General features: G+C 72.2%; 21 protein-coding genes and 2 pseudogenes. 20 read left to right on the top strand and 3 right to left on the bottom strand.

The annotated features are described in order from the left end of the window. Positions 1-171 precede the first annotated feature (171 nt). The 8 genes from dnaE (at position 172) to GA0070609_RS18050 (ending at position 10833) form a co-directional block, all read left to right on the top strand. A complete protein-coding gene (gene dnaE / locus GA0070609_RS18085; RefSeq protein ID WP_088994867.1) occupies positions 172-3705 on the top strand; it encodes a DNA polymerase III subunit alpha in 3534 nt (1177 codons plus the stop codon). Between the two features lie 175 nt (positions 3706-3880). Beyond that, positions 3881-4777: a hypothetical protein gene (locus GA0070609_RS18080; protein ID WP_088994866.1), complete on the top strand. Its 897-nt coding sequence runs from the start codon at positions 3881-3883 to the stop codon at positions 4775-4777. A gap of 115 nt (positions 4778-4892) precedes the next feature. After that, positions 4893-5930 carry an aminotransferase class V-fold PLP-dependent enzyme gene (locus GA0070609_RS18075; RefSeq protein ID WP_088997811.1) on the top strand — a complete coding sequence of 346 codons (1038 nt, stop codon included), beginning with the start codon at positions 4893-4895 and terminating at the stop codon, positions 5928-5930. A gap of 261 nt (positions 5931-6191) precedes the next feature. Beyond that, complete coding sequence (locus GA0070609_RS18070) at positions 6192-6953, top strand: ABC transporter ATP-binding protein (protein ID WP_088994865.1); 762 nt, start codon at positions 6192-6194, stop codon at positions 6951-6953. After that, positions 6940-7632: an ABC transporter ATP-binding protein gene (locus GA0070609_RS18065; RefSeq protein ID WP_088994864.1), complete on the top strand. Its 693-nt coding sequence runs from the start codon at positions 6940-6942 to the stop codon at positions 7630-7632. The genes GA0070609_RS18070 and GA0070609_RS18065 overlap by 14 nt, the downstream gene beginning before the upstream one ends. Positions 7633-7677: 45 nt before the next feature. Beyond that, positions 7678-8931, top strand: a complete 1254-nt coding sequence (locus GA0070609_RS18060) for an ABC transporter substrate-binding protein (protein WP_172899363.1) — start codon at positions 7678-7680, stop codon at positions 8929-8931. A 7-nt stretch (positions 8932-8938) separates the two neighbouring features. Further along, the gene (locus tag GA0070609_RS18055; protein ID WP_088994862.1) at positions 8939-9820 is read left to right on the top strand and encodes a branched-chain amino acid ABC transporter permease; all 882 of its coding nucleotides are present in this window, start codon (positions 8939-8941) and stop codon (positions 9818-9820) included. After that, positions 9817-10833 carry a branched-chain amino acid ABC transporter permease gene (locus tag GA0070609_RS18050; protein ID WP_088994861.1) on the top strand — a complete coding sequence of 339 codons (1017 nt, stop codon included), beginning with the start codon at positions 9817-9819 and terminating at the stop codon, positions 10831-10833. Before GA0070609_RS18055 ends, GA0070609_RS18050 begins: the two co-directional genes overlap by 4 nt. An 80-nt stretch (positions 10834-10913) precedes the next feature. Here the strand turns inward: GA0070609_RS18050 and GA0070609_RS18045 are convergent, their stop codons facing one another. After that, complete coding sequence (locus tag GA0070609_RS18045) at positions 10914-11501, bottom strand: hypothetical protein (RefSeq protein ID WP_088994860.1); 588 nt, start codon at positions 11499-11501, stop codon at positions 10914-10916. Between the two features lie 611 nt (positions 11502-12112). On the opposite strand from GA0070609_RS18045, the gene GA0070609_RS18040 reads away from it, so the two are divergent. Both GA0070609_RS18040 and GA0070609_RS18035 read left to right on the top strand, forming a co-directional pair. Next, positions 12113-13678 carry an MFS transporter gene (locus GA0070609_RS18040; RefSeq protein WP_088994859.1) on the top strand — a complete coding sequence of 522 codons (1566 nt, stop codon included), beginning with the start codon at positions 12113-12115 and terminating at the stop codon, positions 13676-13678. A gap of 11 nt (positions 13679-13689) precedes the next feature. Then, positions 13690-14298 carry a TetR/AcrR family transcriptional regulator gene (locus tag GA0070609_RS18035; protein ID WP_088994858.1) on the top strand — a complete coding sequence of 203 codons (609 nt, stop codon included), beginning with the start codon at positions 13690-13692 and terminating at the stop codon, positions 14296-14298. 55 nt (positions 14299-14353) lie between these two features. On the opposite strand, the gene GA0070609_RS18030 is transcribed toward GA0070609_RS18035, so the two are convergent. Beyond that, a complete protein-coding gene (locus GA0070609_RS18030) occupies positions 14354-16273 on the bottom strand; it encodes a helix-turn-helix domain-containing protein (protein WP_088994857.1) in 1920 nt (639 codons plus the stop codon). A gap of 14 nt (positions 16274-16287) precedes the next feature. Next, positions 16288-17070 (bottom strand): 3-hydroxybutyrate dehydrogenase, encoded by a 783-nt coding sequence (locus GA0070609_RS18025; protein WP_088994856.1) that lies wholly within the window; start codon positions 17068-17070, stop codon positions 16288-16290. 219 nt (positions 17071-17289) lie between these two features. Here GA0070609_RS18025 and GA0070609_RS33345 point away from each other — a divergent pair, with 219 nt between their 5' ends. The 10 genes and pseudogenes from GA0070609_RS33345 to GA0070609_RS17980 all read left to right on the top strand — a co-directional run bounded on the left by GA0070609_RS33345 (position 17290) and on the right by GA0070609_RS17980 (position 25457). Continuing rightward, the gene (locus GA0070609_RS33345) at positions 17290-17568 is read left to right on the top strand and encodes a DUF1905 domain-containing protein (protein WP_157748235.1); all 279 of its coding nucleotides are present in this window, start codon (positions 17290-17292) and stop codon (positions 17566-17568) included. 196 nt (positions 17569-17764) lie between these two features. Continuing rightward, positions 17765-18292, top strand: a complete 528-nt coding sequence (gene ruvC / locus GA0070609_RS18015; protein ID WP_088994854.1) for a crossover junction endodeoxyribonuclease RuvC — start codon at positions 17765-17767, stop codon at positions 18290-18292. Next, on the top strand, positions 18289-18891 hold the full coding sequence (gene ruvA / locus GA0070609_RS18010) for a Holliday junction branch migration protein RuvA (protein ID WP_088994853.1): 603 nt from the start codon (positions 18289-18291) through the stop codon (positions 18889-18891). Before ruvC ends, ruvA begins: the two co-directional genes overlap by 4 nt. After that, a pseudogene (locus GA0070609_RS35255) lies at positions 18888-19232 on the top strand (Holliday junction branch migration DNA helicase RuvB); the annotation flags it as partial. The gene ruvA and the pseudogene GA0070609_RS35255, both read left to right, overlap by 4 nt. Then, a pseudogene (locus tag GA0070609_RS34520) lies at positions 19212-19910 on the top strand (LAGLIDADG family homing endonuclease); the annotation flags it as partial. The pseudogenes GA0070609_RS35255 and GA0070609_RS34520, both read left to right, overlap by 21 nt. Positions 19911-19943: 33 nt before the next feature. Beyond that, positions 19944-20966, top strand: coding sequence for a Holliday junction branch migration DNA helicase RuvB (gene ruvB / locus GA0070609_RS34515; protein ID WP_269459298.1), 1023 nt, complete (start codon positions 19944-19946; stop codon positions 20964-20966). A gap of 193 nt (positions 20967-21159) precedes the next feature. Further along, the gene (gene yajC / locus GA0070609_RS17995) at positions 21160-21447 is read left to right on the top strand and encodes a preprotein translocase subunit YajC (protein WP_172899527.1); all 288 of its coding nucleotides are present in this window, start codon (positions 21160-21162) and stop codon (positions 21445-21447) included. A gap of 256 nt (positions 21448-21703) precedes the next feature. Continuing rightward, positions 21704-23596: a protein translocase subunit SecD gene (secD, locus tag GA0070609_RS17990; protein WP_172899361.1), complete on the top strand. Its 1893-nt coding sequence runs from the start codon at positions 21704-21706 to the stop codon at positions 23594-23596. 1 nt (position 23597) lies between these two features. Next, entirely contained in the window at positions 23598-24788 is a 1191-nt protein-coding gene (gene secF, locus GA0070609_RS17985) for a protein translocase subunit SecF (RefSeq protein WP_088994850.1), read from the top strand. A gap of 102 nt (positions 24789-24890) precedes the next feature. After that, the gene (locus GA0070609_RS17980) at positions 24891-25457 is read left to right on the top strand and encodes an adenine phosphoribosyltransferase (protein WP_088994849.1); all 567 of its coding nucleotides are present in this window, start codon (positions 24891-24893) and stop codon (positions 25455-25457) included. The last annotated feature ends 185 nt before the right edge of the window (positions 25458-25642 follow it).

The following is a 25642-nucleotide window of genomic DNA, read 5'->3' as shown; positions in this document are numbered from 1 at the left end:
CGGGGGCGGCGAGAGCGAGTCCGGCAGCCGACTGCCCGGCGGCGCCGGAAGAGATCCACACCACCCGGCCCGGCGTGCCGCGCGGCGCTGCTGGAGACCCCCGGTGCGGCGGGGATAGGGTAAGCGGACCGACCTCGACCATCCCATGACCGACCCCGGGGGGCGCTCCGCATGGGCGATTCGTTCGCGCATCTGCACGTGCACACGGAGTACTCGATGCTCGACGGCGCCGCCCGACTCAAGGATCTGTTCGCCGAGGTCAGCCGGCAGGAGATGCCGGCGGTCGCGATGACCGACCACGGCAACATGCACGGCGCGCACGACTTCTACAAGCAGGCGATGGCCGCCGGCGTCACCCCGATCCTGGGCATCGAGGCGTACGTGGCGCCGGAGTCGCGCTTCCACAAGCAGCGGGTCAGGTGGGGCCGGCCGGAGCAGAAGAGCGACGACGTCTCCGGCAGCGGCGGCTATACCCACAAGACCATCTGGGCGCGGAACAAGACCGGCCTGCACAACCTGTTCGCGCTCACCTCCCGGGCGTACACCGAGGGCTTCTTCGTCAAGTGGCCGCGGATGGACGCCGAGCTGATCGCCGAGTACGCCGACGGGCTGATGGCCACCACCGGCTGCCCCTCCGGCGAGGTGCAGACCCGGCTGCGGCTGGGCCAGGACGCGCAGGCGCTGGAGGCGGCGGCCAAGTACCAGGAGATCTTCGGCCGGGAGAACTACTTCCTGGAGCTGATGGACCACGGCCTGGACATCGAGAAGCGGGTCCGCGACGGGCTGCTGGAGATCGGCCGCAAGCTCGGCATCCCGCCGGTGGTCACCAACGACTCGCACTACACCCACGAGGCCCAGTCCGAGTCGCACGACGTGCTGCTCTGCGTGCAGACCGGCAGCAACATCGCCGACCCGAACCGGTTCAAGTTCGGCGGCAGCGGCTACTACATCAAGTCCGCCGACGAGATGCGCGGCGTGGACGGCTCCGACGTCTGGCTGGAGGGCTGCCGCAACACGCTGCTGGTGGCCGAGAAGGTCGACCCGACCGGGATGTTCGAGTTCCGCAACCTGATGCCGCGCTTCCCGGTGCCCGATGGCGAGACCGAGGAGTCCTGGTTCCGCAAGGAAACCTTCGCCGGGCTGGCCCGCCGGTTCCCCGAGGGCGTCCCGGAGACCCACGTCAAGCAGGCCGAGTACGAGCTGGGCGTCATCATCCAGATGGGCTTCCCGTCGTACTTCCTCGTGGTCGCCGACTTCATCCAGTGGGCGAAGAGCCAGGGCATCGCGGTGGGCCCGGGCCGCGGCTCGGCGGCCGGCTCGCTGGTGGCGTACGCGCTGGGCATCACCGACCTGGACCCGCTGCCGCACGGCCTGATCTTCGAGCGGTTCCTGAACCCCGAGCGGGTCTCCATGCCGGATGTCGACATCGACTTCGACGAGCGTCGGCGCGGCGAGGTCATCCGATACGTCACCGAGAAGTGGGGCGAGGACAAGGTCGCCCAGATCGCCACCTTCGGCACGATCAAGGCGAAGGCCGCGATCAAGGACTCGGCCCGGGTGCTCGGCTACCCGTACGCGGTGGGCGACCGGATCACCAAGGCGATGCCGCCGGCGGTGATGGGCAAGGACATCCCGCTGTCCGGCATCTTCGACTCGAAGCACCCGCGCTACGCGGAGGCCGGCGAGATCCGCGGCCTCTACGAGTCCGACCCGGACGTGCGCAAGGTGATCGACACCGCCCGCGGCATCGAGGGCCTGATCCGGCAGACCGGCGTGCACGCCGCCGGCGTCATCATGTCCGCCGAGCCGATCATCGAGCACATCCCGCTGATGCGCCGGGACGCCGACGGGGCGATCATCACCCAGTTCGACTACCCGACGTGCGAGTCGCTCGGGCTGTTGAAGATGGACTTCCTCGGCCTGCGCAACCTCACCATCATCGACGACGCGCTGAAGAACATCGCCTCCAACCACGGCACCACCGTCGACCTGCTGAAGCTGCCGCTGGACGACAAGCCGACGTACGAGCTGCTGGCCCGCGGCGACACGCTCGGCGTCTTCCAGCTCGACGGCGGCCCGATGCGCTCGCTGCTGCGGCTGATGAAGCCGGACAACTTCGAGGACATCTCCGCGGTGCTGGCGCTCTACCGGCCCGGCCCGATGGGCGCCAACTCGCACACCAACTACGCGCTGCGCAAGAACGGCCTCCAGGAGATCACCCCGATCCACCCGGAGCTGGCCGAGCCGCTGGAGGAGATCCTCGGCCCCACCTACGGCCTGATCGTCTACCAGGAGCAGGTGCAGCGCGCCGCGCAGAAACTCGCCGGCTACAGCCTCGGCCAGGCCGACCTGCTGCGCCGGGCAATGGGCAAGAAGAAGAAGGAGGTCCTCGACAAGGAGTTCATCCCGTTCCGCGACGGCATGCGGGCCAACGGCTACTCCGACGAGGCCATCCAGACCCTCTGGGACATCCTGGTCCCGTTCGCCGACTACGCCTTCAACAAGGCGCACACCGCCGGCTACGGGCTGGTGTCGTACTGGACCGGCTACCTCAAGGCCAACTACCCGGCCGAGTACATGGCGGCGCTGCTCACCTCCGTCGGTGACGACAAGGACAAGATGGCGCTCTACCTGTCGGAGTGCCGGCGGATGGGCATCCAGGTGCTGCCGCCCGACGTCAACACCTCGGCCGGGCCGTTCACCCCGGTCGGCAAGGACATCCGGTTCGGCCTGGCCGCCATCCGCAACGTCGGCGCGAACGTGGTCGCCGCGATCATGCGGTGCCGGGATGAGAAGGGCGCCTACACCGACTTCTACGACTTCCTGTCCAAGGTGGACGCGGTGGTCTGCAACAAGAAGACCATCGAATCGCTGATCAAGGCCGGGGCGTTCGACTCGCTCGGGCACCCGCGCAAGGGCCTGCTCGCCGTGCACGCGGACGCCATCGACGCGTACGCCGACGTCAAGCGCAAGGAGGCCGTCGGCCAGTACGACCTCTTCGGCGCCGGGTTCGGCGAGGACGACGCGAGTGGCAGCACCACGGTCATGCCGACCATCGGCGACGGCGAGTGGGACAAGCGCGACAAGCTCGCCTTCGAACGCGAGATGCTCGGCCTCTACGTCTCCGACCACCCGCTGTTCGGCCTGGAGCACGTGCTCGGCGCGGCGGCCGACTGCACCATCGCCGCGCTGTCCGAGGAGGGCACCGTCCCGGACGGCGCGGTGGTCACCCTCGCCGGCATCCTCTCCGGCGTGCAGCGGCGGGTCACCAAGCAGGGCCGGGCCTGGGCCTCGGCCACCCTGGAGGACCTCGCCGGCGGGGTGGAGACGCTCTTCTTCCCCAACACCTACGAGGTGATCGGGCAGTACATCGCCGAGGACGCCATCGTGGTGGTGAAGGGGCGGGTGGACCGCCGCGACGACACCCCGCGGATCATGGCGATGGACATGTCCATGCCGGACGTCAGCAGCAGCGCGGCCAACAAGCCGGTCACCCTCACCATCCCGGTGACCCGGTGCACCCCGCCGCTGGTCGAGCGGCTCAAGGAGACCCTGGTGCTGCACCCGGGCGACGCCGAGGTGCACGTCAAGCTGCTCAACGGCAGCCGGACCACCACGCTGCGGCTCGGCCCGTTCCGGGTGGCGGCCACCACCGCGCTGATGGCCGACCTGAAGAGCGTCCTCGGCCCCGCCAACGTGAGCTGACCCGGCCCACGCGCCCGCCCGCCCGCCCCGCCGCGCGTTCCGCTGCCCACGATCGCGCTACATCCAGGATGGAGTGGCCTCACCTCGCGGGGAGGCCACTCCAGCAAGGAAGTAGTGGCCGCCTCCCGCTGCGGGGAGGCCAGCGGGCCGGCGCGGGATCGGGGACCATCGGGAGGTGCTCTCCACGGATCTGGTGCGCGTCCGGGACCTGGTGCCCGACTTCCTGGCCTGCCTGCGCGCGTGCGACGGCATACCGGCCGAGCGGTGGCCGGAACTCTGGCGGTCCCGCTACCTCGACCGGCACCCCGGCGTCTTCGCCGCGTTGGACGAGGCGGGAGAGTGGTCGCGCCCCGACGACCTCGGCGACGTCCTGGTCCGGCTCCGCGACGAGGGCGCCGACCTCGCCGCCCGCTCCGCAGCGGTACGCGCGCTGCTGCCGGACGGCATCCGGGCCGTCGCCGCGGCGCTGGACTGGTCGGCCGACGGCGATCCGCTCGACTGCGTGGTGCTGGTCGGGCTGCACCGGGCCAACGGCTGGGCGGACCGGCTCGACGGCCGGTTCGCCCTCTTCCTCGCCGTCGAGCAGCTCGGCACGCCGGGTGACGACCGGCTGCTGGTGCTGCACGAGACGGCGCACGTGCTGCACGACCGGCTCGCCACGATCCGCGACTGGCCGCCGTACGGGGTGGCGAACGCGCTGTTCACCGAGGGACTGGCCACCCAGGTCTCGGCCGAGACCGCGCCCGGCGGCACCGACGCGGCGTACCTCTGGTTCGGCCGCCCCGGCTACCGGACGTGGCTGGACACCTGCCGCCGCCGGTGGCCGGAGATCCTCGACCGGATTGGCGCCGATCTGGGCGCCACCGATGCCGAACACCACGCGCCGTACTTCCTGATGCGGGAGTCGTCGCTCGCCGGCGACCTGCCGAAGCGCTGCGGCTACCTGGTCGGGCTGGCGGTGGTACGCCGGCTGCGCGCCGAGCACCCGCTGGCCGACCTCGCCCGCTGGCCGCTGGACCGAGTGCTCGACGAGGTACGCCGAAGCGTGCGCGCCCTCCGCGCCGCCGCCTGACCCCGTCCGGTCGAGCCACCGGGCGGGGCGCCGTCCCCATCCGGCCGGCCGGCGTGGGCCGCGAGTGGCGGATTGGCCGTGCCGCCGGGCGGCGGTGGTGGCTACCGTCGACCGGGTGGAGATCGAGCAGGCGCAGAAGTTGTGGCAGCCGCAGCCGGGTTGGCTGAACACCGCCAGCTACGGGCTGCCGCCCGAGCCGGCCTGGACGGCGGTGCAGGACGCGTTGGCCGACTGGCGGGTGGGGCGTACCTCGTGGGAGGGGTGGGGCGAGGCGACCGAACGGTCCCGGGCCGCCTTCGCCAACCTGGTCGGCGTGCCGGTCGCTGACGTCGCGACCGGCGCCGTGGTGTCGCAACTGCTGGCCCCGGTCGCGGCGGCGCTGCCGCCCGGCGCGACCGTGGTGGCCCCCGAGGTCGAGTTCACCTCCAACCTCTTTCCCTGGCTGGTGCAGGCCGAGCGCGGGGTGCGGGTGCGCACCGTGCCGCTGGCCAAGCTGGTCGACGCGATCGACGCTGGCACCGACCTGGTCGCGTTCAGCCTGGTGCAGTCCGCCGACGGCGCGGTGGCCCCGTACGACGAGATCGTGGCCGCGGCCCGGGCGCACGGCGCGCTGGTCGCGGTGGACGCCACCCAGGCGTGCGGCTGGCTGCCGTTCGACGCGGCCCGCGCCGACGTGGTGGTGGTCGGCGCGTACAAGTGGCTGATGGCGCCGCGCGGCACCGCCTTCGCCTACCTGGCCCCCGACCTGCGCGACCGGCTGCGTCCGGACGCCGCCGGCTGGTACGCGGGCGAGGACCCGCACGCCTCCTACTACGGGCCGCCGCTGCGGCTGGCCGCCGACGCCCGGCGGTTCGACATCTCCCCGGCCTGGTTCAGCTGGGTGGGCACCGCGCCCGCCCTCGACCTGCTCGCCGAGATCGGCGTGCCGGCCGTGCACGAGCACAACGTGGCGCTGGCCAACCGGTTCCTCGCCGGGCTCGGCCGCCCGCCGGGGGACAGCGCCATCGTCGCCGTCGAGGTGCCCGGCGCCCGGGAGCGGCTGGAGCGGGCCGGGGTGCGGGCCGCCGTACGGGCCGGCCGGGTGCGCGCCTCGTTCCACGTCTACTCCACCTCCGACGACGTCGACCTGGCGCTGAACGCCCTGACGGGGTGACCGGGAACGCTCCCGCGGCACGCACCGTGGGTCCGCCACATGCCACAGCGTCACCGGCCGAGCTACTGATCGCCCTCGATGGTCCGCTGTCCGGGCGTGGACGGTCGGGGGTGGTGTCCGCACCCGGTTCGACGCCGGGGAATATGTGGGTCATCGACATGGCTCGACTCACACGCCCCGCCGTAGGTTTCCTGAACGCGACGGCCATGTGACCACGGTCACCGACCGGGCCCGTCGCGCCAGACCTGCGGAGGATGTGCGATGGCCGGGCAAGCGCTCCTGTCGGCTCGCGGGCTGACCCGCGACTTCCGGGGCTTCCGGGCGGTCGACGGCGTCGACCTGGACGTGGCGCCGGACAGCGTGCACGCGCTGGTCGGCCCGAACGGCGCCGGGAAGACGACCCTGTTCAACCTGCTCACCGGCTTCCTCAAGCCCAGCGGCGGGCGGATCGAGCTGGCCGGGCGGGACGTGACCGGGCTGCCGCCGGAGCAGGTGGCCCGGCTCGGCGTGGCCCGCTCCTTCCAGATCACCAGCCTCTTCCCGCAGCTGAGCGCCCGGGAGCACGTCGAACTGGCGCTGCAGAGCCCGAGCGGGCTGGGCTGGCGGTTCTGGCGCTCGTCCGCGCTGATGCGGCGGTACACCGACCGGGCCACCGAACTGCTCGCCATGGTGGGGCTGGCGGAGTTGGCCGAGGCGCCCGCCGAGGCGCTCGCGTACGGCCGCAAGCGGGCCCTGGAGCTGGCCATCGCGCTCGCCCTCGACCCGAAGGTGCTGCTGCTGGACGAGCCGACCGCGGGCATGGGCCTGGAGGACGTCGACCGCACCGTCGACCTGATCGCCCAGGTCCGGCAGGGCCGGACCGTGGTGATGGTCGAGCACAACATGAGCGTGGTCGGGCGGCTCGCCGACACGGTGACCGTCCTGCAGGCCGGCAAGGTCCTCGTCGAGGGCCCGTACGAAGAGGTCCGCGCCGACGAGCGTGTGATCACCGCCTACCTGGGAGCCGCTGATGCTGCGCATTGAGAACCTGTCCGCCTGGTACGGCGAGGCGCAGGTGTTGCGGGAGGTCAGCCTGGAGGTCGAGGCCGGTGAGGTGGTCACCCTGGTCGGCCGCAACGGCGCCGGCAAGTCCACCCTGCTGCGCTGCGTGATGGGGCTGCACGCCGGCCAGCGCGGCACGGTGGAGCTGGACGGCCAGGACGTCGGCCGGCTGCCGGCGCACCGGCGGGCGCGGCTCGGGCTCGGCTGGGTCCCCGACGACCGGGGCAGCTATGCCACGCTGACCGTGACCGAGAACCTCACTCTGCCGCCGAGCGTGGGCCCGGACCCGTGGTCGCTGGAGCGGGTGTACGAGGCGTTCCCGGCGCTCTACGAGCGGCGGGACTCGGCCGCCACCATGCTCTCCGGCGGCGAGCAGCAGATGCTCGCGCTGGCCCGGGTGCTGCGGATGGGCGCCCGGCTGCTGCTCTGCGACGAACCGACCGAGGGGCTCTCGCCGCTGCTCGTGCAGCAGGTCGGCGATCTCCTGCGCGAGGCCAAGCGGCACGGGGTGACCGTGCTGCTGGTGGAACAGAACCTGCACTTCGCCACCGGCGTCGCCGACCGGCACTACCTGCTGGCCGAGGGACGCATCGCGGAGGCGATGGACAACTCCGAGGTGCGGTCGCGGGAGCGCGAGCTCCTGTCGTACCTCGGCATCTGATGTCGACAACGGACGCCGCGCCCGGCGCGGACGAAAGGATTGGGCATGCGTAGGACGGTGGGTGTGGCCGCCGCTTCGGCGGCGGCGGTGATGCTGGTCGCCGGCTGCGGCGGCGGTGGGCCCCAGTCGGGCGGCGACGAGAAGCTGACCGGGGGCAAGATCGTGCTGGGCGTGCTCAACGACCAGTCCGGCGCGTACTCGGAGCTGTCCGGCAAGAACTCGGTCACCGCCGTGGAGATGGCGGTGGCCGACTTCAAGGCCAAGCACGGAGACAAGGCGATCACGAAGGACATCACCGTCGAGACCGCCGACCACCAGAACAAGCCGGACGTGGCCAACAGCAAGGCCCAGGAGATGTACGACCGTCAGGGCGCCGACCTGATCCTCGACGTGCCGACCTCGTCGGCGGCGCTGCGGGTGGCCGACGTGGCCAAGGCGAAGAAGAAGCTCTACTTCAACATCGGCGCGGCGACCACCGACCTGACCGGCAAGAGCTGCAACAAGTACACGTTCCACTACGCGTACGACACGTACATGCTGGCCAACGGCACCGGCAAGACCACCACCGAGCAGGTCGGCAAGAACTGGTACATCCTCTACCCGAACTACGCCTTCGGCCAGGACATGGAGAAGAGCTTCTCGGCGGCCATCACCGCGGCCGGCGGGAAGGTCGTCGCCAAGGACGGCGCGCCGTTCCCGAACACCAGCGGCGACTTCTCCACGTTCCTGCTCAAGGCGCCGACGCTGAACCCGAAGCCCGAGGTGCTCGGCACCATGCAGGCCGGCGCGGAGCTGGTCAACGTGGTCAAGCAGTACAACGAGTTCAAGCTGCGGGACAAGGGCGTCGGCCTGGCGGTCGGCCTGATGTTCATCACCGACATCCACTCGCTCACCCCGGCGGCGCTGGCCGGCACCACCTACACCGACGCCTGGTACTGGAACTTCGACCAGCAGAACCGCGAGTTCGCCGACCGGTTCCAGTCCGAGACCGGCACCCGGCCGTCCTTCGCGCACGCGGCCAACTACTCCGCCGCGATGCAGTACCTGGAGGCCGTGCAGGCCGCCGGCACCGACGACGCCGACACGGTGGTCAAGGGGCTGGAGGGCAAGGAGGTCAACGACGTCTTCCTGCGCAACGGCAAGATCCGCGCCGAGGACCACCGGGTCATCCACGACGCGTACCTGGCCCAGGTGAAGCCGCAGTCCGAGGTCTCCGAGCCGTGGGACTACGTCAAGGTGCTCAAGACCATCCCCGCCGCCGAGGCCTTCGCCGCCCCGTCGTCGGCGTGCAAGATGTGACGGGCCGATGACCGGCTTCCTGCAGAACACGTTCAACGGGTTGGTGAGCGGGGCGTTCTACGCCCTGCTCGCCCTCGGGCTCGCGGTCATCTTCGGCATGCTGCGAGTGGTCAACTTCGCCCACGGGGCGTTCTACATGCTCGGCGCCTTCGGCGCGTACGTGCTGCTCAGCGAGGCGGGCGTACCGTTCTGGGCGGCGTTGGTGATCATGCCGGTGGGCCTCGGCCTGCTCGGCATGGCGCTGGAGCGGGCGTTCATCCACCGGCTCACCCGGCTCGACCCGCTCTACAACTTCCTGCTCACCTTCGGGTTGACGCTGATCCTGCAGGACCTGGTCAAACTGCGGTACGGGGTGCAGTCCAGCCCGTACGCCACCCCGTCGGCGCTGAGTGGCTCGGTCGACTTCGGGATCTTCGACTTCCCCACCTACCGGGTGTTCATCCTCGGCTTCGCGGTGGCCGTCTGCGTCGGCGTCTGGTGGGTGCTCACCCGCACCCGGATCGGCATGGTGGTCCGGGCGTCGACCGAGCGGCCCGAGCTGACCCGGGCGTTCGGCATCAACGTCGGACGCTGGGTCACCCCGGTCTTCGGCTTCGGCATCGGCCTGGCCGGGCTGGCCGGCGTGCTCGCCGCGCCGATGCGGGCGGTGAACCCGCTGATGGGCGCCGACCTGATCATCGTGGTGTTCGCCGTGGTCGTGATCGGCGGCCTGGGTTCGATCTTCGGCTCGGTCGCCGCGGGCTTCGGGATCGGGCTGGTGCAGGCGTGGGGCGAGGCGTACCTGTCGCAGTTCCCGATCGTGTCGCAGACGATCGTCTTCATCGTGATGGCCGTCGTACTGCTCTGGCGCCCGGCCGGGCTGTTCGGCCGTGAGGAGGCACCGGCATGACGAGCACCGTGGACACCCCGGCCGACGCGGCCCGCCCGGCCGCGCCGTCCGGGCTGCTCACCGTCGCCCGCGCGCCCCGCTGGCTCCGGTACGCGCTGCTGGCCGTCGGGCTGCTGGTGGCGTTCTGGCTGCCCAACGGGCTCTACCCGGCGGTGGCCGTGGACATCCTCTGCTGGGCGCTGTTCGCGGTCGCGGTGGACCTGCTGCTCGGCTTCACCGGGCTGATGTCCTTCGGGCACGCCGCGTTCTGGGGTGCCTCCGCGTACGTCACCGGCCTGGTGGCGATCCACCTCGGGCTGCCGTTCCCGGCGGCGGTGCTCGCCGGCGCCCTCGCCGCGGCGGTGCTCGCGGTGCCGATCGGCTACCTGGCGGTGAAGCGGACCGGCATCTACTTCGCCATGGTCACGCTGGCCTTCGCGCAGATGGTCTACTACGTGGCCAACGAGTGGCGGTCGGTGACCCAGGGCGAGAACGGCCTGCAGGGTGTGCCCCGCGAGCTGTTCGGGTTGGACCTGAGCGACGACTACTACTTCTACTACGCGATCCTGCCGATCGTGCTGCTCGGCCTGCTCGGCGCCTGGCGGATCGTGCACTCGCCGTTCGGCCGGGTGCTGGTCGGTATCCGCGACAACCCGGCGCGGGCCCGTGCGCTCGGCTACCCGGTGCACCGCTACAAGCTGACCGCGTTCGTGCTCTCCGGGTTCATCGCCGGGCTCGGCGGCGGGTTGTTCGCGGTGGGGCACCGGTTCGTCTCGCTGGAGGTGCTGCACTGGACCACCTCCGGCAAGGCGGTCATCGTGGTGGTGCTCGGCGGGATCGGCACGCTCTGGGGCGGGGTGCTGGGCGCGGCCATCGTGGTGCGCCTGGAGGACTGGCTGTCGTTCTCCGGCTTCGAGGCGATCGGCCTGGTCACCGGTGGCATCTTCGTCCTCGTCGTGCTGCTGTTCCGGCGCGGCATCTGGGGCAGCGTCGCCGCCCTGGCCGGCCGCTGGTGGGCGTCCCGCCGACGCTGACCGGACCGCTACCGACACGCCGCTGGCCGGCACCCGTCACGGGTGCCGGCCAGCGGCTGTCGGTCCTGCGTGTTCGATTGTCAGCTGTTCCAGTGCTCGGCGACGAGGTCGGCGGCCTGCTGCTCCCACTGGGCGTAGTGGAACGGGTAGGCCGACACCTGCACCGTCTGGGCGGCCTTGGTCAGCGGCATGTCCTGCCAGCCGTCGACCTGCTTGAGGCCCTTCAGGAACGCCGTGGTCGAGTACTCGGGGTCGGTGATCTGCTCGACCGTGCCCCAACCGCTGGACGGGCGCTGCTGGAACAGGCCCTGCGAGTCATGGTCGTTGCGCTCACCCAGGTGACCCAGGTTCTCCAGCTTCGACTCCTGCAGCGCGGTCGCGATCGCCACCACGGCGGCCCGCTCGTCCATGTCGGACTTCTTCGTCGCCGCGATGATCGCCTTCACGTTCTCCACCTGCTCACCGTCGAGCTCGATGCGCGACTGCTCACCCTGCACACCATGCGGAATCAGCTTGCCCATGTCCGGCTTGCCGGCCTCGACCATGGCGACCGCGGCCGGGCCGGTCGTGGGGGTGCTGTCGGCGTGGTTCAGCGGGCCAGCGGCGAGGCCACCGGCGACGGCGAGACCAGCGATACCGAGAACGCTCTTACGCATGATCGTGTTCATCAGGAAGCTCCATTCGGGGGTTGACGCCCGCACCGAGGGGGTCGCGGCCGGGCGCAAGCACCATCAGGCGCTCACAGAACTGGGGGAAAGAACCGGCGCTTGCCGTGGGCGGGGGATGCCTCGCGGCGCCGGGACCATGTGTAACGACCGCCGGCCCGGCATCATTCCGGGGGCCGGGACCCGTGTCCGGCGGGGCCTTGCTGCGATCGTTCCGGGGGATGCAACGACCGGCGGGCCACCGTCATTCCGCGGCCGGGTCACGGCTGGCGTGCCCTTGCTCGATCGTCCGCATGGTGTAACGCCCCGCGCCCGGCCACGATTCCGCGCCCCGGATGCAGCCGGTCACACCGCCGAATCGGACGATCGGCCCCGAACCTCGCAGCCGCGTCAGGGTGCCGTCGCCGCCCGCGGAAGGACGCGCCCGGATCCGGGCGGCGACCGGAGTCCACGGGGCGATCCCCCCGTTGACGACCGGTCGGCTCAGACGTGACGGCCGACACATCCGATACGGATCGGTTCCGTATCGTTAATGCAGCGCCTACGCTGACCCCAGTTACGAGTCTGTCCCGTATCGTATTCCGGCACGGGTGACCGGGGGGAGAACACCACCGATGCCACCGAACGAGAACACCGGACATCCGAGGAGGTGGGCGATCCTCGGGGTGCTGGTGATCAGCCTCCTCGTGGTCGTCCTGGACAACACGATCCTCAACGTCGCGCTCCGCACCCTCGCCGACCCGGTGCACGGCCTCGGCGCCAGCCAGGGCGAGCTGGAGTGGGCGATCAACTCCTACACGCTGGTCTTCGCCGGTCTGCTCTTCACCTTCGGGGTGCTCGGTGACCGGGCCGGCCGCAAGCGCTTCCTGCTCGTCGGGCTGGCGCTGTTCGGCCTGTCCTCGCTGCTGTCCGCGTACGCCCAGAGCCCGGGCCAGCTGATCGCGGCCCGCGCGCTGATGGGCGTCGGCGGCGCGGCGATCATGCCGGTGACGCTCTCGATCATCTCCAACGTCTTCGACCCTCGGGAGCGGGGGCGGGCGATCGGCGTCTGGGCCGGGGCGGTCGGCCTGGCCGTGGCGATCGGCCCGGTGCTCGGCGGCGCGCTGCTGGAGCACTACTGGTGGGGCTCGGTCTTCCTGATCAACGTGCCGGTGGTGGCGCTCGGCGTGGTCCTGGTCGCGCTGCTGGTGCCCGAGTCGCGGGACCCGAAGCCGGGCCGGGTCGACGTGCTCGGCGTGCTGCTCTCCGTGGTCGGCCTGGTCGCCCTGTCGTACGGCATCATCGACGGCGGCGAGCACGGCTTCGGCCGGCCGGTGGTCTGGGCCTCGATCGTCGGCGGTCTGGCGGTGCTGACCTGGTTCGTCGCGCACGAGCGGCGCAGCGACCACCCGTCGCTGGACGTCCGGCTGTTCCGGGTGCCGCGCTTCGCCGCGCCGGTGGCCCTGGTCGGGCTGGTCTTCTTCGCCGCGATGGGCGTGATGTTCTTCAGCTCGTTCTACCTGCAACTGGTCCGCGGCTACAGCCCGCTGGAGACCGGCCTGCTCTTCCTGCCGTTCGCCGCCGCCCAGCTCTTCTTCGCCCCGCGCAGCGCGGCGATGGTGCACCGGTACGGCGGCAAGGCGGTCGCCGCGGTCGGCCTGACGCTCACCGCGGTGGCGCTCGGCGCGTTCGCGTTCATCGACGCGACCACGCCGATCTGGGTGGTGCTGGTCTTCTTCTTCCTCCAGGGCGTCGGGATGGCCAACATCATGCCGCCGGCCACCGAGTCGATCATGTCAGCGCTGCCCCGGGAGAAGGCCGGAGTCGGCTCGGCGGTCAGCAACACCATCCGGCAGGTGGCCGGCGCACTCGGCGTCGCGGTGCTCGGGTCGGTGCTCTCCGCGGTCTACCGCGGCGACGTCGAGCCGGCCCTGCGGGACCTGCCGGCCGGGGCGCAGCAGGCAGCCGGCGAGTCGATCTCCGGGGCGTACGCCGCGGCGGGTCAGCTCGGCCCGGCGGCGCCGCACCTGATTGCGGTGGCCAACGACGCCTTCGTGACCGCGATGCACTGGGCCGCGATGCTCGCCGCGGTGGCGGCCGCCGCAGGTCTGCTGGTGGTGGCCCGCTGGATGCCCGGCCGCTCGGCGGCCCCGGCGGCCCCGGTGCCGGCCGGCGAACCCGAGTTGGCCGGGACCGCCTAGGGTCGGCGACAATGTCCGACATGACTTCCGCCGCCGATGCTCCGCGGTCGCCCGGGCGACCGCGGAGCGTCCGCGCGGACGAGGCGATCGTCGAGGCCACCCTGGATCTGCTCGCCGAGGGCAACTCGGTGGAGACGATCTCGATCGAGGCGATCGCGGCCCGGGCCGGCGTCGGCAAGGCCACCATCTACCGCCGCTGGCCGGGCAAGGACGCCCTGCTGACCGACGCGCTGCGCCGGCTCAAGGGCAACCCGCCGGCGCCGGCTGGCCGATCGGTCCGCGACGACCTGGTGGTGCTGGTGAGCGCGGTCGGCCACCACATCGACCCGCGGGCGGCGCGGATCATGCCCTGCCTGGTGCCGAGGGTGAACCGCAGCCCGGACGAGTACCAGCTCTACCAGAGCATCATCGAGCCGCGCCGGGCGCTGATGCGCGAGGTGCTGCGCCGGGGGATCCGCACCGGCGAGCTGCGCGCCGACCTCGACATCGAGGTCACCATGGCGATGCTCACCGGCCCGATGCTGATCCAGCGGGTGCTGCGCTGGAGCCCCGACCTCGACGACGCCGGCCTGCCCGAGCGGGTCGTCGACGGCGTGCTGGAGGGCATCCGCGCCCGCTGACCGTCCCGGCCGCCGGCGACCACCGTCAGCCCACCGCCGTCAGCCGGCGGCACCGTCAGCCGGCGGGTGTCCGGAGGCGGTGCAGACGCAGCGCGAGCTGCACCTCCAGCGCCCGCTCGGGCTTCTGCCAGTCCGCGCCGAGCAGCTGCCCGACCCGCTCCAGCCGCTGGGTGACCGTGTTGACGTGCACGTGCAGCAGCTCGGCGGCCCGGGCCAGGCTGCCACCCACCCCGAAGTACGCCTCCAGCGTCTTGACCAGCGCCGTGCCCCGCCGCGCGTCGTAGTCGACCACCGGGCCGACGGTCGCCTCCAGGAACCGGGTGACGTCCTGGTCGCCCTGGCCGCCGACCGCGCCGAGCAGCAGCCCGACGAAGCCCAGCTCGGCGGTGCTCGCGCCCTGCCCGGCCCGGCCCAGCGCGCCGAGCGCGGTGAGGCAACGGTCGGCCTCCCGGAACGTGGTGGCCAGCGACGCCGGCCCGGTGGACGGGCCGCTCGCCCCGGCGGTCACCGGCCGGCCGGTCACCCGGGACAGGTCCCGGGCCACCGCCCGGGCGCTGCCGCCGGCATCCGTGCCGGGCAGCATCAGCACCACCCGCCCGTCGCGCGCCGCGGCCAGCCCGCCCCGCGTCGAGGCGTACGTGGTGGCCCAGGAGAGCACCCGCTGCCGGGCCGAGCCGGTCGCCGCGATCGCGTCGTCGCCGACCGCCACCAGCACGTGCGGGGCGTCCAGGTCCACCCCGAGCCGGCGGGCCCGGCTACGCAGCGCGTCGGTGTCCCGCAGCGGCCGGGCGATCAGGTCGTCCAGCAGTTCGCCGCGGACCCGCCCCTCCGCCTCGGCCACCGTGCGCCGGAACAACAGCAGCAGCGCGGTCACCAGGGCCGCCCGCTCCAGGATCCGCTGGTCGGCGTCGACCAGGTCGTCGTCCGGGCGGAGCACCAGCGCGCCCAGGTTCTCCGCGCCGGCCACCACCGCGGCGTACCAGAGCGAACCGCGGCGCACACTGCGCCCCTCGGTACGCGACGCGGCGATCGCCTCCACCATGTCCGCCCGGTCCGGCTCCTCTATCTCGCCGACCCGGGCCAGCAGCCGGCCCTCGGCGTCCAGCGCCAGCAGCGCCCCGCCGAGCACCTCGGTCACCGCCGCCGCCACGTCCTCCACCCCGCCGCCACGCAGCACCAGCGCGGTCATCCGGTCGTGCGCGGCGGCGGCCCGCTCCACCGAGCTGCTGTGCGCCCGGATGGTGGTGTTGGCCGCCGACAGCTCCTCCAGCGCCGACCGGGTCTCGGCGAGCAGCCGCGCGGTGTCGATCGCCACCGCGGCGTGCGCGGCCAGCGAGACCAGCAGCGCGACCTCCTCCCGGGCGAACGGGCGGGCCGAGCGGTTCGCGGCGTAGAGCACGCCGATCGAGGTCGAGCCGAGCCGCAGCGGCACCCCGAGGATGGCCACCAGGCCCTCCTCACCCACCCCGGCGTCGATCTCCCCGGTGTGGTGGAAGCGGTCGTCCTCGGGATAGTTGGCGGTCACGTAGGGGGCGCCGGACTGGGCCACCAAACCACCGAGCCCGGCGCCCATCGGCAGCCGCAGCCGCTGGAAGCGAGCCGACACCGAACCGTCGGTCACCCGCATGTAGGTGTCGCCGCGTTCCTCGTCGTCGAGCGTCATGTAGGCGACGTCGGCACCGAGCAGGTTGCGCGCCCGGTGCACGATCGCCCGCAGCACGTCGTCCAGGTCCCGCAGCCCGGCCAGGTCGCTGACCGTGTCGTACAGCCCGGACAGCTCGGTCTCCCGGCGGCGCCGGCGCTCCAGCAGCGCGCGGACCCGCAGCGCCACCGTCTTGGCCTGCTCCAGCTCGGCCAGCCGGTCGGCGGGCAGGCCGGCGGCGCGGGCGGCGACCAGCGGCCCTTCGAACTCCACCGCGGCCGCTTCCCGGGCGAGCAGTTCCAGGTACTCCACCGGCGACGACATGACCGACATTGTGCGGCTCGCCACTAGCTCGCCGTCCAGCCCCCGTCGAGCGCGATCGACGCGCCGGTGATGAACGCCGCCGGCGGGGAGCAGAGGTACGCCATCAGCTCCGCCACCTCCTCGGGTTCGATCAGGCGCTTGATCGCGGCCCGGGCCAGCATGATCTTCTCGACCACCTCGGCCTCGGGGATGCCGTGGCTGGCCGCCTGGTCGGCGATCTGACTCTCCACCAGGGGTGTGCGCACGTACGCCGGGTTGACGCAGTTGGCGGTCACGCCGTGCGCCGCGCCCTCCAGCGCGACCACCTTCGACAGCCCCTCCAGCGCGTGCTTGGCCGACACGTACGCGGCCTTGTACGGCGAGGCGCGCAGCCCGTGCACCGAGGAGATGTTGATGATCCGCCCCCAGCCCTGCGCGTACATGTGCGGCAGCGCCCGGCGGATGAGCAGGAATGGCGCCTCCACCATCACCCGGTACAGGTACGCGAACCGGTCCGCGGGGAACTCCGGCACCGGGGCGACGTGCTGCAACCCGGCATTGTTCACCACGATGTCCACATCCGCGTCGAGCCGGTCCACCGCCTCGGCGTCGGCCAGGTCGATGCCCTCGGCCCGGCCGCCGGTCTCGGCCGCCACCGCCTTGGCCGCCTCGACGTTGCGATCCACCACCAGCACCGTCGCGCCGGCCGCCGCCAGGCGCAGGGCACAGGCCCGTCCGATGCCACTGCCGCCCCCGGTCACCAGGGCGCTGCGACCGGCGAGGTCGACGTTCACGACGTGGGGGACCGCCACGGGTTCTGCCGTCATGGCGCAAGAAGTTACGAGCTGTGTGGCCGGGCGCACATGGGGTGGCGACACATACTCGACGGTCAGGTTGTGTGGGCCGCAGCGCCTCCTCGCCGCTGGCCCCGTCGGCTGCCGCGGCGGGCGGAATGTCGGGGGGCGGTGGCACAGTCGCGGGCGGTGGGGTCAGGCCGCCCAGCGGCATCCGACGGGCGGCCTGTTCGGGCGGAGATGGGAAGGGGCATGCGGGTGACGCCGACCTTCGAGGCGACCCTGGTCCGGTGGTCCGGCGCGGGCGGCTGGGTGTTCGCTCCCGTGCCCGAGGAGCACGCGCCGGACGAGGCCGGGCCGTTCGGCCGGGTGCCGGTGACCGCCACCGTGGACGGCCGCACCTGGTCGACCAGCGTCTGGCGCGACCGGAAGGCCGGCTGGCTGCTGGCGGTGCCGGCCCGGATCCGCGCCGGCAAGGACGACGGCGACGTGGTGACCGTGGCGGTCGAGGTGGACCGGGCCCGGGTGTGATCGCCGGTCACCGCCGTCGCCCGGCCCGTCGCCCGAATTCCGGTGGCTGGGCCGCGGCTCCGGGGCCCTCGGTGCCCGCCCACCGCCGGATCGCGGTGCCGGCGCGCCGTCCCGGCGTGTCCCGCCGGGCACCCGCCAGCGGACCCCAGTAGGGTGTCGAACACACGTACTGCTGACGGCTGGGGGAGGAGGCGGCGTGCGGGTGCTGGGCGTCGACCCGGGGCTGACCCGGTGCGGGGTCGGCGTGGTCGAGGGGCTGCCCGGGCGGCAGTGCACCCTGGTCGCCTACTACGTCGTCTACACCGACCCAGCCGACGAGCTGCCGGTGCGCCTGCTGCACCTGGACCGCTCGCTGACCGACCTGGTTACCGAGCACCGGCCGGACAGCGTCGCCGTGGAGCGGGTGTTCAGCCAGCACAACGTCCGCACGGTGATGGGCACCGCACAGGCGAGCGGGATCGCCGTGCTGGCCGGGGCGCGCGCCGGGTTGCCGGTGCAGACGTACACCCCGAGCGAGGTGAAGGCCGCGGTGACCGGTTCCGGTCAGGCCGACAAGGCGCAGATGACGGCCATGGTCACCCGGCTGCTGCGGCTGCCCGAGCCGCCCCGGCCGGCCGACGCCGCCGACGCCCTCGCCCTGGCCATCTGCCACGTGTGGCGCGGCGGTACGCGCTCCAAGCTGGCCGCCGCGGCCGACCGGGTACGACGAGGAGGAGGCAGATGATTGCCAGCGTGCGCGGCGTGGTGACCGCGACCGGTCCGGATCAGGCGGTGATCGAGGTCGGCGGGGTCGGGCTGGCGGTGCACTGCGCCCCGGCCACGATCGCCGACCTGCGGGTCGGTCAGCCGGCCCGGCTGGCCACCAGCCTGGTCGTCCGGGAGGATTCGCTCACCCTCTACGGCTTCGCCGACGACGACGCCAAGCAGCTGTTCGAGCTGTTGCAGACGGCCAGCGGGGTCGGCCCCCGGCTGGCCCAGGCGGTGCTCGCCGTGCACACCCCGGACGCGGTCCGCAAGGCCATCGCCAACGCCGACACGGCCGCGCTGACCCGGGTGCCCGGCATCGGCAAGAAGGGCGCCGAACGCCTGGTGCTGGAGCTGCGCGACCGGATCGGTCCGGTGCCGGTCGGCGCCGACGGCGCGGCCGGGGTGACCGGCGGGGCCTGGCCCGAGCAGGTCCGCCAGGCGCTGGTCGGGCTCGGCTGGACGGCCGCCCAGGCCGACCAGGCGGTGGCCGCGGTGGCGGAGACCGTGGACGGGGACACCCCGCCCGTGCCGGTCCTGCTCAAGCAGGCCATCCGGCTGCTGGGCCGGACCCGATGACCGGTCCCGACGGCGGCCTGGTCTCGGCGTACGTTCACGACGCCGAACGGGACGCGGAGGCCAGCGTCCGGCCGAAGCGGCTGGACGAGTTCATCGCCCAGCACCGGGTGCGTGACCAGCTCGACCTGCTGCTCAAGGGCGCGATGCGCCGCGGCAGCCCGCCGGACCACATCCTCCTGTCGGGGCCGCCTGGCCTGGGTAAACCGGTCTCAGTCGATGCCCTGGTACTGCTCGAGGACGGTACCCGTCGTCGGCTGGGCGACATCGTCGTGGGCGACCGGGTCATCACCCGGACGGGCGAGGGTGCCACGGTGACGGCCGTGCATGAACAGGGCGAACTGGATTCGGTTCGGATTCGGACAGTCAGCGGACGGGAGGTCGTTGCCGCGCCGGACCACCCCTTCTGGACGCCCGACGGCTGGGTCAAGGCAGGCGACCTCACGGAACGTGACTCCGTTGCGAACGTGCTGTGTCCGGAGCTGATCTCCGGCGGAACCGAGGACGTCGATGAGTTCCGGCTGGCCGGATACCTCATCGGGGATGGCTGCACGACCAACCAGGTGACCTTCACGGGCGGCGACGAGGCCGTCCTCGCCGACTTCCGGGCGGTGTGCGACCGGCTTGGCCATGCGCACACCACCAGGCCGAACAGTCCCCGCAGCTCTCTGGTTCGGGTGTCCGGACTCCGGTCATGGCTCACGGAACACCAACTGATCGACAAGAACGCCTGGCAGAAGCGGGTACCGGACTTCGTTTACCGCGGCGACAGCTGGCAGGTCGGGGCATTCCTCGGCGCGTACTTCGCCTGTGACGGCACGGTGAGCCGGCGCGGACGTGACCGCTACGACGTGGTCGTCGAGTACTACAGCGTGTCGCGCGGCCTGCTCGAGGACGTCCAGCACCTGCTGCTCCGGCTGGGCGTCCAGTCCCGGCTCAAGCTCAAGCGTGGCCGCTACCAGGGCAGGCCGCACGAGTCCTGGCGGCTGAGCATCACCAGTCAGGACGATGTGGCCCGGTTCGTCGAACGGGTCACGGTCATCGGCGCGCGGGGCATGCGACTCGCCGAATGGGGTCCGCGCCGCGACCGCTTCGAGGAGCGGTTGGCGGCCGACCGGGTGACGGCTGTGGAGCCCGCCGGTCTGCACGAGTGCCGGTGTCTGACGGTCGACGGGGACCACACCTTCACCGTCAACGATTTCGTCGTCCACAACACGACCCTGGCCAACATCGTCGCCGCCGAGTTGGGCTCGGGCATCCGGGTGACCAGCGGCCCGGCGATCGAGCGTTCGGGCGACCTGGCGGCGATCCTGACCAGCCTCGCCGAGGGTGACGTGCTCTTCATCGACGAGATTCACCGGATCGCCAAGCCGGCCGAGGAACTGCTCTACAGCGCGATGGAGGACTTCCGGGTCGACGTGGTGGTCGGCAAGGGCCCGGGCGCCACCGCCATCCCGCTGGACGTCGAGCCGTTCACCCTGGTCGGCGCGACCACCCGGTCCGGCCTGCTGACCGGGCCGATGCGGGACCGCTTCGGCTTCGTCGCCCACCTGGACTTCTACTCCCCAACGGACCTGGAGACGCTGCTGCACCGCTCGGCGCGGATCCTCGGCGTGCCGATCACCGACGACGGCGCCGCCGAGATCGCTGGCCGGTCCCGGGGCACCCCCCGGATCGCCAACCGGCTGCTGCGGCGGGTCCGCGACTTCGCCGAGGTCCGGGCCGACGGTGTGGTCAACCTGGAGACCGCGCGGGCGGCGCTGACCGTGTACGACGTCGACGCGCTCGGCCTGGACCGGCTGGACCGGGCGGTGCTGACCGCGCTGGTCGACTCGTTCCGGGGCGGCCCGGTCGGCCTGTCGACCCTGGCCGTGGCGGTGGGGGAGCAGCCGGACACGGTCGAGGAGGTGTGCGAGCCGTTCCTGGTGCGGGCCGGCCTGCTGGCCCGTACGCCCCGGGGGCGGGTGGCCACCGAGGCTGCCTGGCGGCATCTGGGGCGTACGCCGCCGAATGGTACATTTGGCACCGATGCCCCTCCCGCGCCCGATCTGTTCTCCGTGCAGCCCGATCAGCCGTGATGCGAACGTGATCTGTGCCGCATTCGGCGTTCCCAGGTGCAGGGATTAGACTCGCCGCGGTCTGTACAGGACGTGAGAATCCGCCTCCGCTCCGGCGCCCCTCGTGCCGAGTCGGAGGCCAATGGGAAGGTCTGTAACCGTGCTTTATGCAGCACAGGGCGGCGGAGGTGCCGGCGGTCTCACGCCGATCCTGATGATCGTCCTGCTCTTCGGCGTCATGTACTTCATGATGATCCGCCCTCAGCAGAAGCGCCGCCGCGAGGCGGAGGCGATGCAGCGTGCCCTCGCCCCGGGGGACGAGGTGGTCACCATCGGCGGGCTCTACGGCACGGTCACCGGCGTGGACGACGACACCGTCCTGCTGGAGGTCGCACCCGGTGTGCAGACCCGGTACGCCCGCCCGGCGATCGCCCGGGTGGTCACCCAGGCGGAGCGCCCGGCCGAGGAAGTCGTCGAGGACGCGGACGCCGTCAAGGAGTGAGGTCGTCCACCCGTCCGGGGTGGGGCCGCCGCACGCCGGTGCGCCACGCCGGGTGGTCGGCGGACGTGACGTGAAAACTGGATAGTCGGGTCGACGCCGGGCGTCGGCACGTACCCGTGACCGGTCGGCGCCCGCCGGCCGCAGCGGCGGCGTGTCGGCCCGGTGCCGACCCCTCAGGCCCGTCGGCCGGAAACCCCGGCCCGACACCCGCCGCCGCAGCCCGGCGGCGCGACCGTTACAGGGAGACAGGACAGCCGTGGCACCACCTCAGGGACAGATGCGCCCCGGACGGCAGTTGGCCGTGCTCGGGCTCATCTTCGTCGTCCTCTACCTACTGGTGTTCTTCTCGGGCGGCGCCAGCGGCGGCTTGAAGGACCGGCTCGAGCCCCGGCTCGGTTTGGACCTGGTCGGCGGCACCCGGCTGACGCTGGAGGCGACCAACACCGTCGACGGCCGGGCCCCGACGGCGGAGAACCTGGAGGAGGCCCGCCAGATCATCGAGAGCCGGGTCAACGCCTTCGGCGTGGCCGAGGCCGAGGTGGTCACCGAGGGCAACCGGAACATCGTGATCTCCCTGCCCGGTGAGAACCGGGACCTGACCGAGGTCGGCAGCGCGGCCGAGCTGCGCTTCCGCAAGCTGTTGAAGGCCGCCGACGGCAGCGGCGCGGTCACCGCGCCGGCGGCCACCCCGACCCCGTCGGGCACCGCCAGCCCGGCGCCGTCCGGCAGCGCCGCGCCGACCCCGTCGGCCAGCGCGCCGGCCGCGACCGCCTCACCGACCGCCGGTGGCCAGGGCGGCTCCGCCCCGGCGCCGAGCGCCACCCCGTCCGCCTCGCCGAGCGCCGCCGCGCCGTCGCCGAGCGCCAGCGCCGCCCCGGTGCCGCAGGGCATCGAGGAGCAGCGCAAGGCGGTCGAGCAGAAGGTCGGCGCCGCCGCCTGGGCCGCCGCGAGCGGCCTGCAGGGCCCGGCCGACCTGAGCAGCGACCCGTCGCTGGCCGAGAAGCTCAAGCCGTTCGCCTCGCTCACCCCACGCGAGGTCGCGGTGCTGCCGGCGACCATGCAGTTCAACGTGCCGCAGATCAGCTGCGCCCAGCTCGACGACCGGCCGCCGGCGTCGATCTCCGACCCGAACCAGCAGGTCGTGGCCTGTGAGGACGGCGCCGCGAAGTACCTGCTCGACGTGGCGAAGGTGCTCGGCACCGACGTCAGCGACGCCAACGCGGTGCTCGACCAGACCAGCGCCTGGGTGGTCAGCCTCGACTTCACCGGCGACGGTCAGGAGAAGTGGACGAACCTCACCCGCGAGGCGTTCAACAATGAGGGCGGCGCCTGCGACGCGACCGCGCTGGGCCAGGACGGCAAGTGCCGGGTCGCCGTGGTACTGGACAACGAGATCGTCTCCTCGCCGGAGATCCAGGGCGTGCTGACCGGCAACTCGCAGATCACCGGCAGCTTCAACCAGAAGGACGCCAGCGAGCTGGCCGGCCAGCTGCGCTACGGCGCGCTGCCGGTGACCTTCGAGGCGCAGGAGCAGCAGAACGTCACCGCCACCCTGGGCGCCAGCCACCTGCGGGCCGGTCTGCTCGCGGCGGGTATCGGCATGCTGCTGGTCATCATCTACTCGTTCTTCTACTACCGCCTGCTCGGCTCGGTGATCTTCCTGAGCCTGATCCTCTCGGCGCTGCTGGTCTTCGGCGCGCTGGTGGTGCTCGGCCGGCAGATCGGCTTCACCCTCACCCTCGCCGGCATCGCGGGCATGATCGTCTCACTCGGTGTGGCGGCGGACTCGTTCGTCATCTACTTCGAGCGGCTCAAGGACGAGATCCGGGAGGGGCGCAGCCCGCGCAGCGCCGTGCCGCGCGCCTGGATCCGGGCCCGGCGGACGATCATCTCGGCGAACGCCATCACCCTCATGTCGGCCGTGGTGCTCTACATCGTCTCGGTCGGCACGGTGAAGGGCTTCGCGTTCGCCCTGGGTCTGGCCACCGTGCTGGACCTGGTCGTGGTCTTCCTCTTCCGCCACCCGATCATGACGATGTTCGCCCGGACCCGGGCGTTCCTGTCCCCGCGGGTCAGCGGACTGGGCCGGGCACTGCCGGCCCGGGCCCAGCAGGCCACGCCCCGCAACCCGCGTGCCAAGGAGGCCTGAGATGGCTGGAAGTGGTCTGGCGAGTCGCCTCTACCGGGGCGAGGCCGGTCTCAACATCATCGGCCGGCGGAAGCTGTGGTTCACCGTCGCCGGCGCGCTGATCCTGATCGCGGTGCTCAGCGTCTCGCTGCGCGGCTTCAGCCTCGGCATCGAGTTCGCCGGCGGCAACTCGTTCCAGATCCCGGCCAGCGTGGGCACGCTGGAGCGGGCCGAGGAGCAGGTCGACGCGGCGCTCGCCACGGCGGGCGACGGCGCCGAGGTGGTCACCGCGCAGAAGGTCGGCGGCACCGGTGGCGACTTCTACGAGATGCGCACCACCCAGCTCAGCGCCGAGCAGGCCAACGACGTCAAGGCCGAGATCGCCCGCGAGTTCGGCATCGACCCGACGCAGATCAGTGGCAACCAGGTCAGTGAGGCGTGGGGCAGCCAGGTCACCGAACGCGCGCTGCTCGGTCTGCTGATCTTCATCGCGGTGGTGATGGTCTACCTGATCCTGCGCTTCGAGTGGCGGATGGCGGTCGCGGCGGTCGCCTCGCTGGTGATGAACCTGATCCTCACCGCGGGCATCTACTCGCTGGTCGGTTTCGAGGTCACCCCGTCGACGATCATCGGCTTCCTCACCATTCTGGGCTTCGCGCTCTACGACGTGGTGGTGGTCTTCGACAAGGTCCAGGAGAACACCCGGGGCATCACCGCCAACAACAACCAGACGTACGGCGAGGCGGCCAACCTGGCCATCAACCAGAGCCTGATGCGGTCGCTGAACACCTCGGTGGTCGCCCTGCTGCCGGTCGGTGGTCTGCTCTTCATCGGTGCCGGACTGCTCGGCGCGGGCACCCTGAAGGACCTCGGCCTGGTGCTCTTCGTCGGTATGGCGGTGGCCTTCCTGACCTCGATCCTGCTGGCCACCCCGCTGCTGGTGCTGCTGAAGAACTACGACCCGCGGATCCAGGCGCACACCAAGCGCGTCCTGGCCCGCCGGGGCGCCATCGAGCGGGGCGAGATCACCCCGAAGGGCGCGCCGCGGACGGGCGCGGAGACCGCCGCGGCGGTCGACCCGGAGGCGGCCGCGCTGGCCGGCGCCGCGCCCAAGGTGGGCGCCCGCCCGGTCGGCAAGCGGTCCGGCGGCACCGCCCGGGGCGGGCGGCCGTCCGGTGGCGGCGGCAACCGGCCGGGTGGAAAGCGGCGCTGAGCGGCGCAGGGGACACCCGGTAGGAGACGACCCGACGGCGTCCTTCATGCTGTGCGAGCAGCACGAAGGACGCCGTCGTCGTGGAAGGGACACAGAACTGCCGTGACGGAGACCCACAGCAGCGGGCTACGCGGGGACAGCGGGCTGGACGCCGCGCGACTGGTGGCCAGCCGGGTGCTCGACGTGCCCGATTTCCCCAAGCCCGGTGTCGTGTTCAAGGACCTGATGCCGCTGTTCGCCGACGGTGCGGCGTTCCGCGAGGTGGTCGACCGGATCATCGCGTACCACGGGCCGGAGTCGTTCGACGCGGTGGTGGGGATGGAGGCGCGCGGTTTCGTGGTCGCCGCCGCCATCGCGTACGCGACCGGGGTGGGCGTGGTGCCGGTCCGTAAGGCCGGCAAGCTGCCCCGGGCCGTGCACTCGGCGTCGTACGAGCTGGAGTACGGCGAGGCCACGCTGGAGGTGCACCAGGACGCCTTCACCGCTGGGCACCGGGTGCTGGTGGTCGACGACGTGCTCGCCACCGGCGGCACCGCCGCGGCCACCCTGGAACTGGTGGAGCGGGCCGGCGGCACGGTGGCCGGTTTCACCGTGTTGCTGGAGCTGGGCTTCCTCGGCGGCCGGGAGCGGCTGGCGCCGCGTCCGGTCCATGCCCTGCTGACCGTTTGAGCTCTCCGGCCGTCGGACGGATCCGGTGCGGTCCGTCCGGCGGAGCGGCGGGGTACCGTGCGTGCGGGTAGCATTGCCCTTTGCTGACCGGGCGGTGGGCCGTCCGGGTGGCGCGAGACCAGGCCGGCCGGCGCACGGTCGGTGTACTTCCGGCGAGCGGTGAGGAGGCCGGTGTCCCACGATGT

Source organism: Micromonospora echinaurantiaca (assembly GCF_900090235.1).
Lineage (GTDB): Bacteria > Actinomycetota > Actinomycetes > Mycobacteriales > Micromonosporaceae > Micromonospora > Micromonospora echinaurantiaca.
The sequence above is the reverse complement of the archived record's forward strand: the minus strand, read 5'-3'. Positions and strand labels throughout refer to the sequence as shown.

What these genes read in the sequence shown, in the direction of transcription:
- GA0070609_RS18050 (WP_088994861.1), top strand. Translation starts at nt 9,817, where the DNA reads ATGACGAGCACCGTGGACACCCCGGCCGACGCGGCCCGCCCGGCCGCG.
- GA0070609_RS18040 (WP_088994859.1), top strand. Translation starts at nt 12,113, where the DNA reads ATGCCACCGAACGAGAACACCGGACATCCGAGGAGGTGGGCGATCCTC.
- dnaE (WP_088994867.1), top strand. Translation starts at nt 172, where the DNA reads ATGGGCGATTCGTTCGCGCATCTGCACGTGCACACGGAGTACTCGATG.
- secF (WP_088994850.1), top strand. Translation starts at nt 23,598, where the DNA reads ATGGCTGGAAGTGGTCTGGCGAGTCGCCTCTACCGGGGCGAGGCCGGT.
- GA0070609_RS18030 (WP_088994857.1), bottom strand. Translation starts at nt 16,273, where the DNA reads ATGTCGGTCATGTCGTCGCCGGTGGAGTACCTGGAACTGCTCGCCCGG.
- GA0070609_RS18055 (WP_088994862.1), top strand. Translation starts at nt 8,939, where the DNA reads ATGACCGGCTTCCTGCAGAACACGTTCAACGGGTTGGTGAGCGGGGCG.
- GA0070609_RS18065 (WP_088994864.1), top strand. Translation starts at nt 6,940, where the DNA reads ATGCTGCGCATTGAGAACCTGTCCGCCTGGTACGGCGAGGCGCAGGTG.
- ruvB (WP_269459298.1), top strand. Translation starts at nt 19,944, where the DNA reads ATGCGACTCGCCGAATGGGGTCCGCGCCGCGACCGCTTCGAGGAGCGG.
- yajC (WP_172899527.1), top strand. Translation starts at nt 21,160, where the DNA reads ATGATCGTCCTGCTCTTCGGCGTCATGTACTTCATGATGATCCGCCCT.
- GA0070609_RS18070 (WP_088994865.1), top strand. Translation starts at nt 6,192, where the DNA reads ATGGCCGGGCAAGCGCTCCTGTCGGCTCGCGGGCTGACCCGCGACTTC.
- GA0070609_RS33345 (WP_157748235.1), top strand. Translation starts at nt 17,290, where the DNA reads ATGCGGGTGACGCCGACCTTCGAGGCGACCCTGGTCCGGTGGTCCGGC.
- GA0070609_RS18025 (WP_088994856.1), bottom strand. Translation starts at nt 17,070, where the DNA reads ATGACGGCAGAACCCGTGGCGGTCCCCCACGTCGTGAACGTCGACCTC.
- ruvA (WP_088994853.1), top strand. Translation starts at nt 18,289, where the DNA reads ATGATTGCCAGCGTGCGCGGCGTGGTGACCGCGACCGGTCCGGATCAG.
- GA0070609_RS18035 (WP_088994858.1), top strand. Translation starts at nt 13,690, where the DNA reads ATGTCCGACATGACTTCCGCCGCCGATGCTCCGCGGTCGCCCGGGCGA.
- GA0070609_RS18060 (WP_172899363.1), top strand. Translation starts at nt 7,678, where the DNA reads ATGCGTAGGACGGTGGGTGTGGCCGCCGCTTCGGCGGCGGCGGTGATG.
- GA0070609_RS18045 (WP_088994860.1), bottom strand. Translation starts at nt 11,501, where the DNA reads ATGAACACGATCATGCGTAAGAGCGTTCTCGGTATCGCTGGTCTCGCC.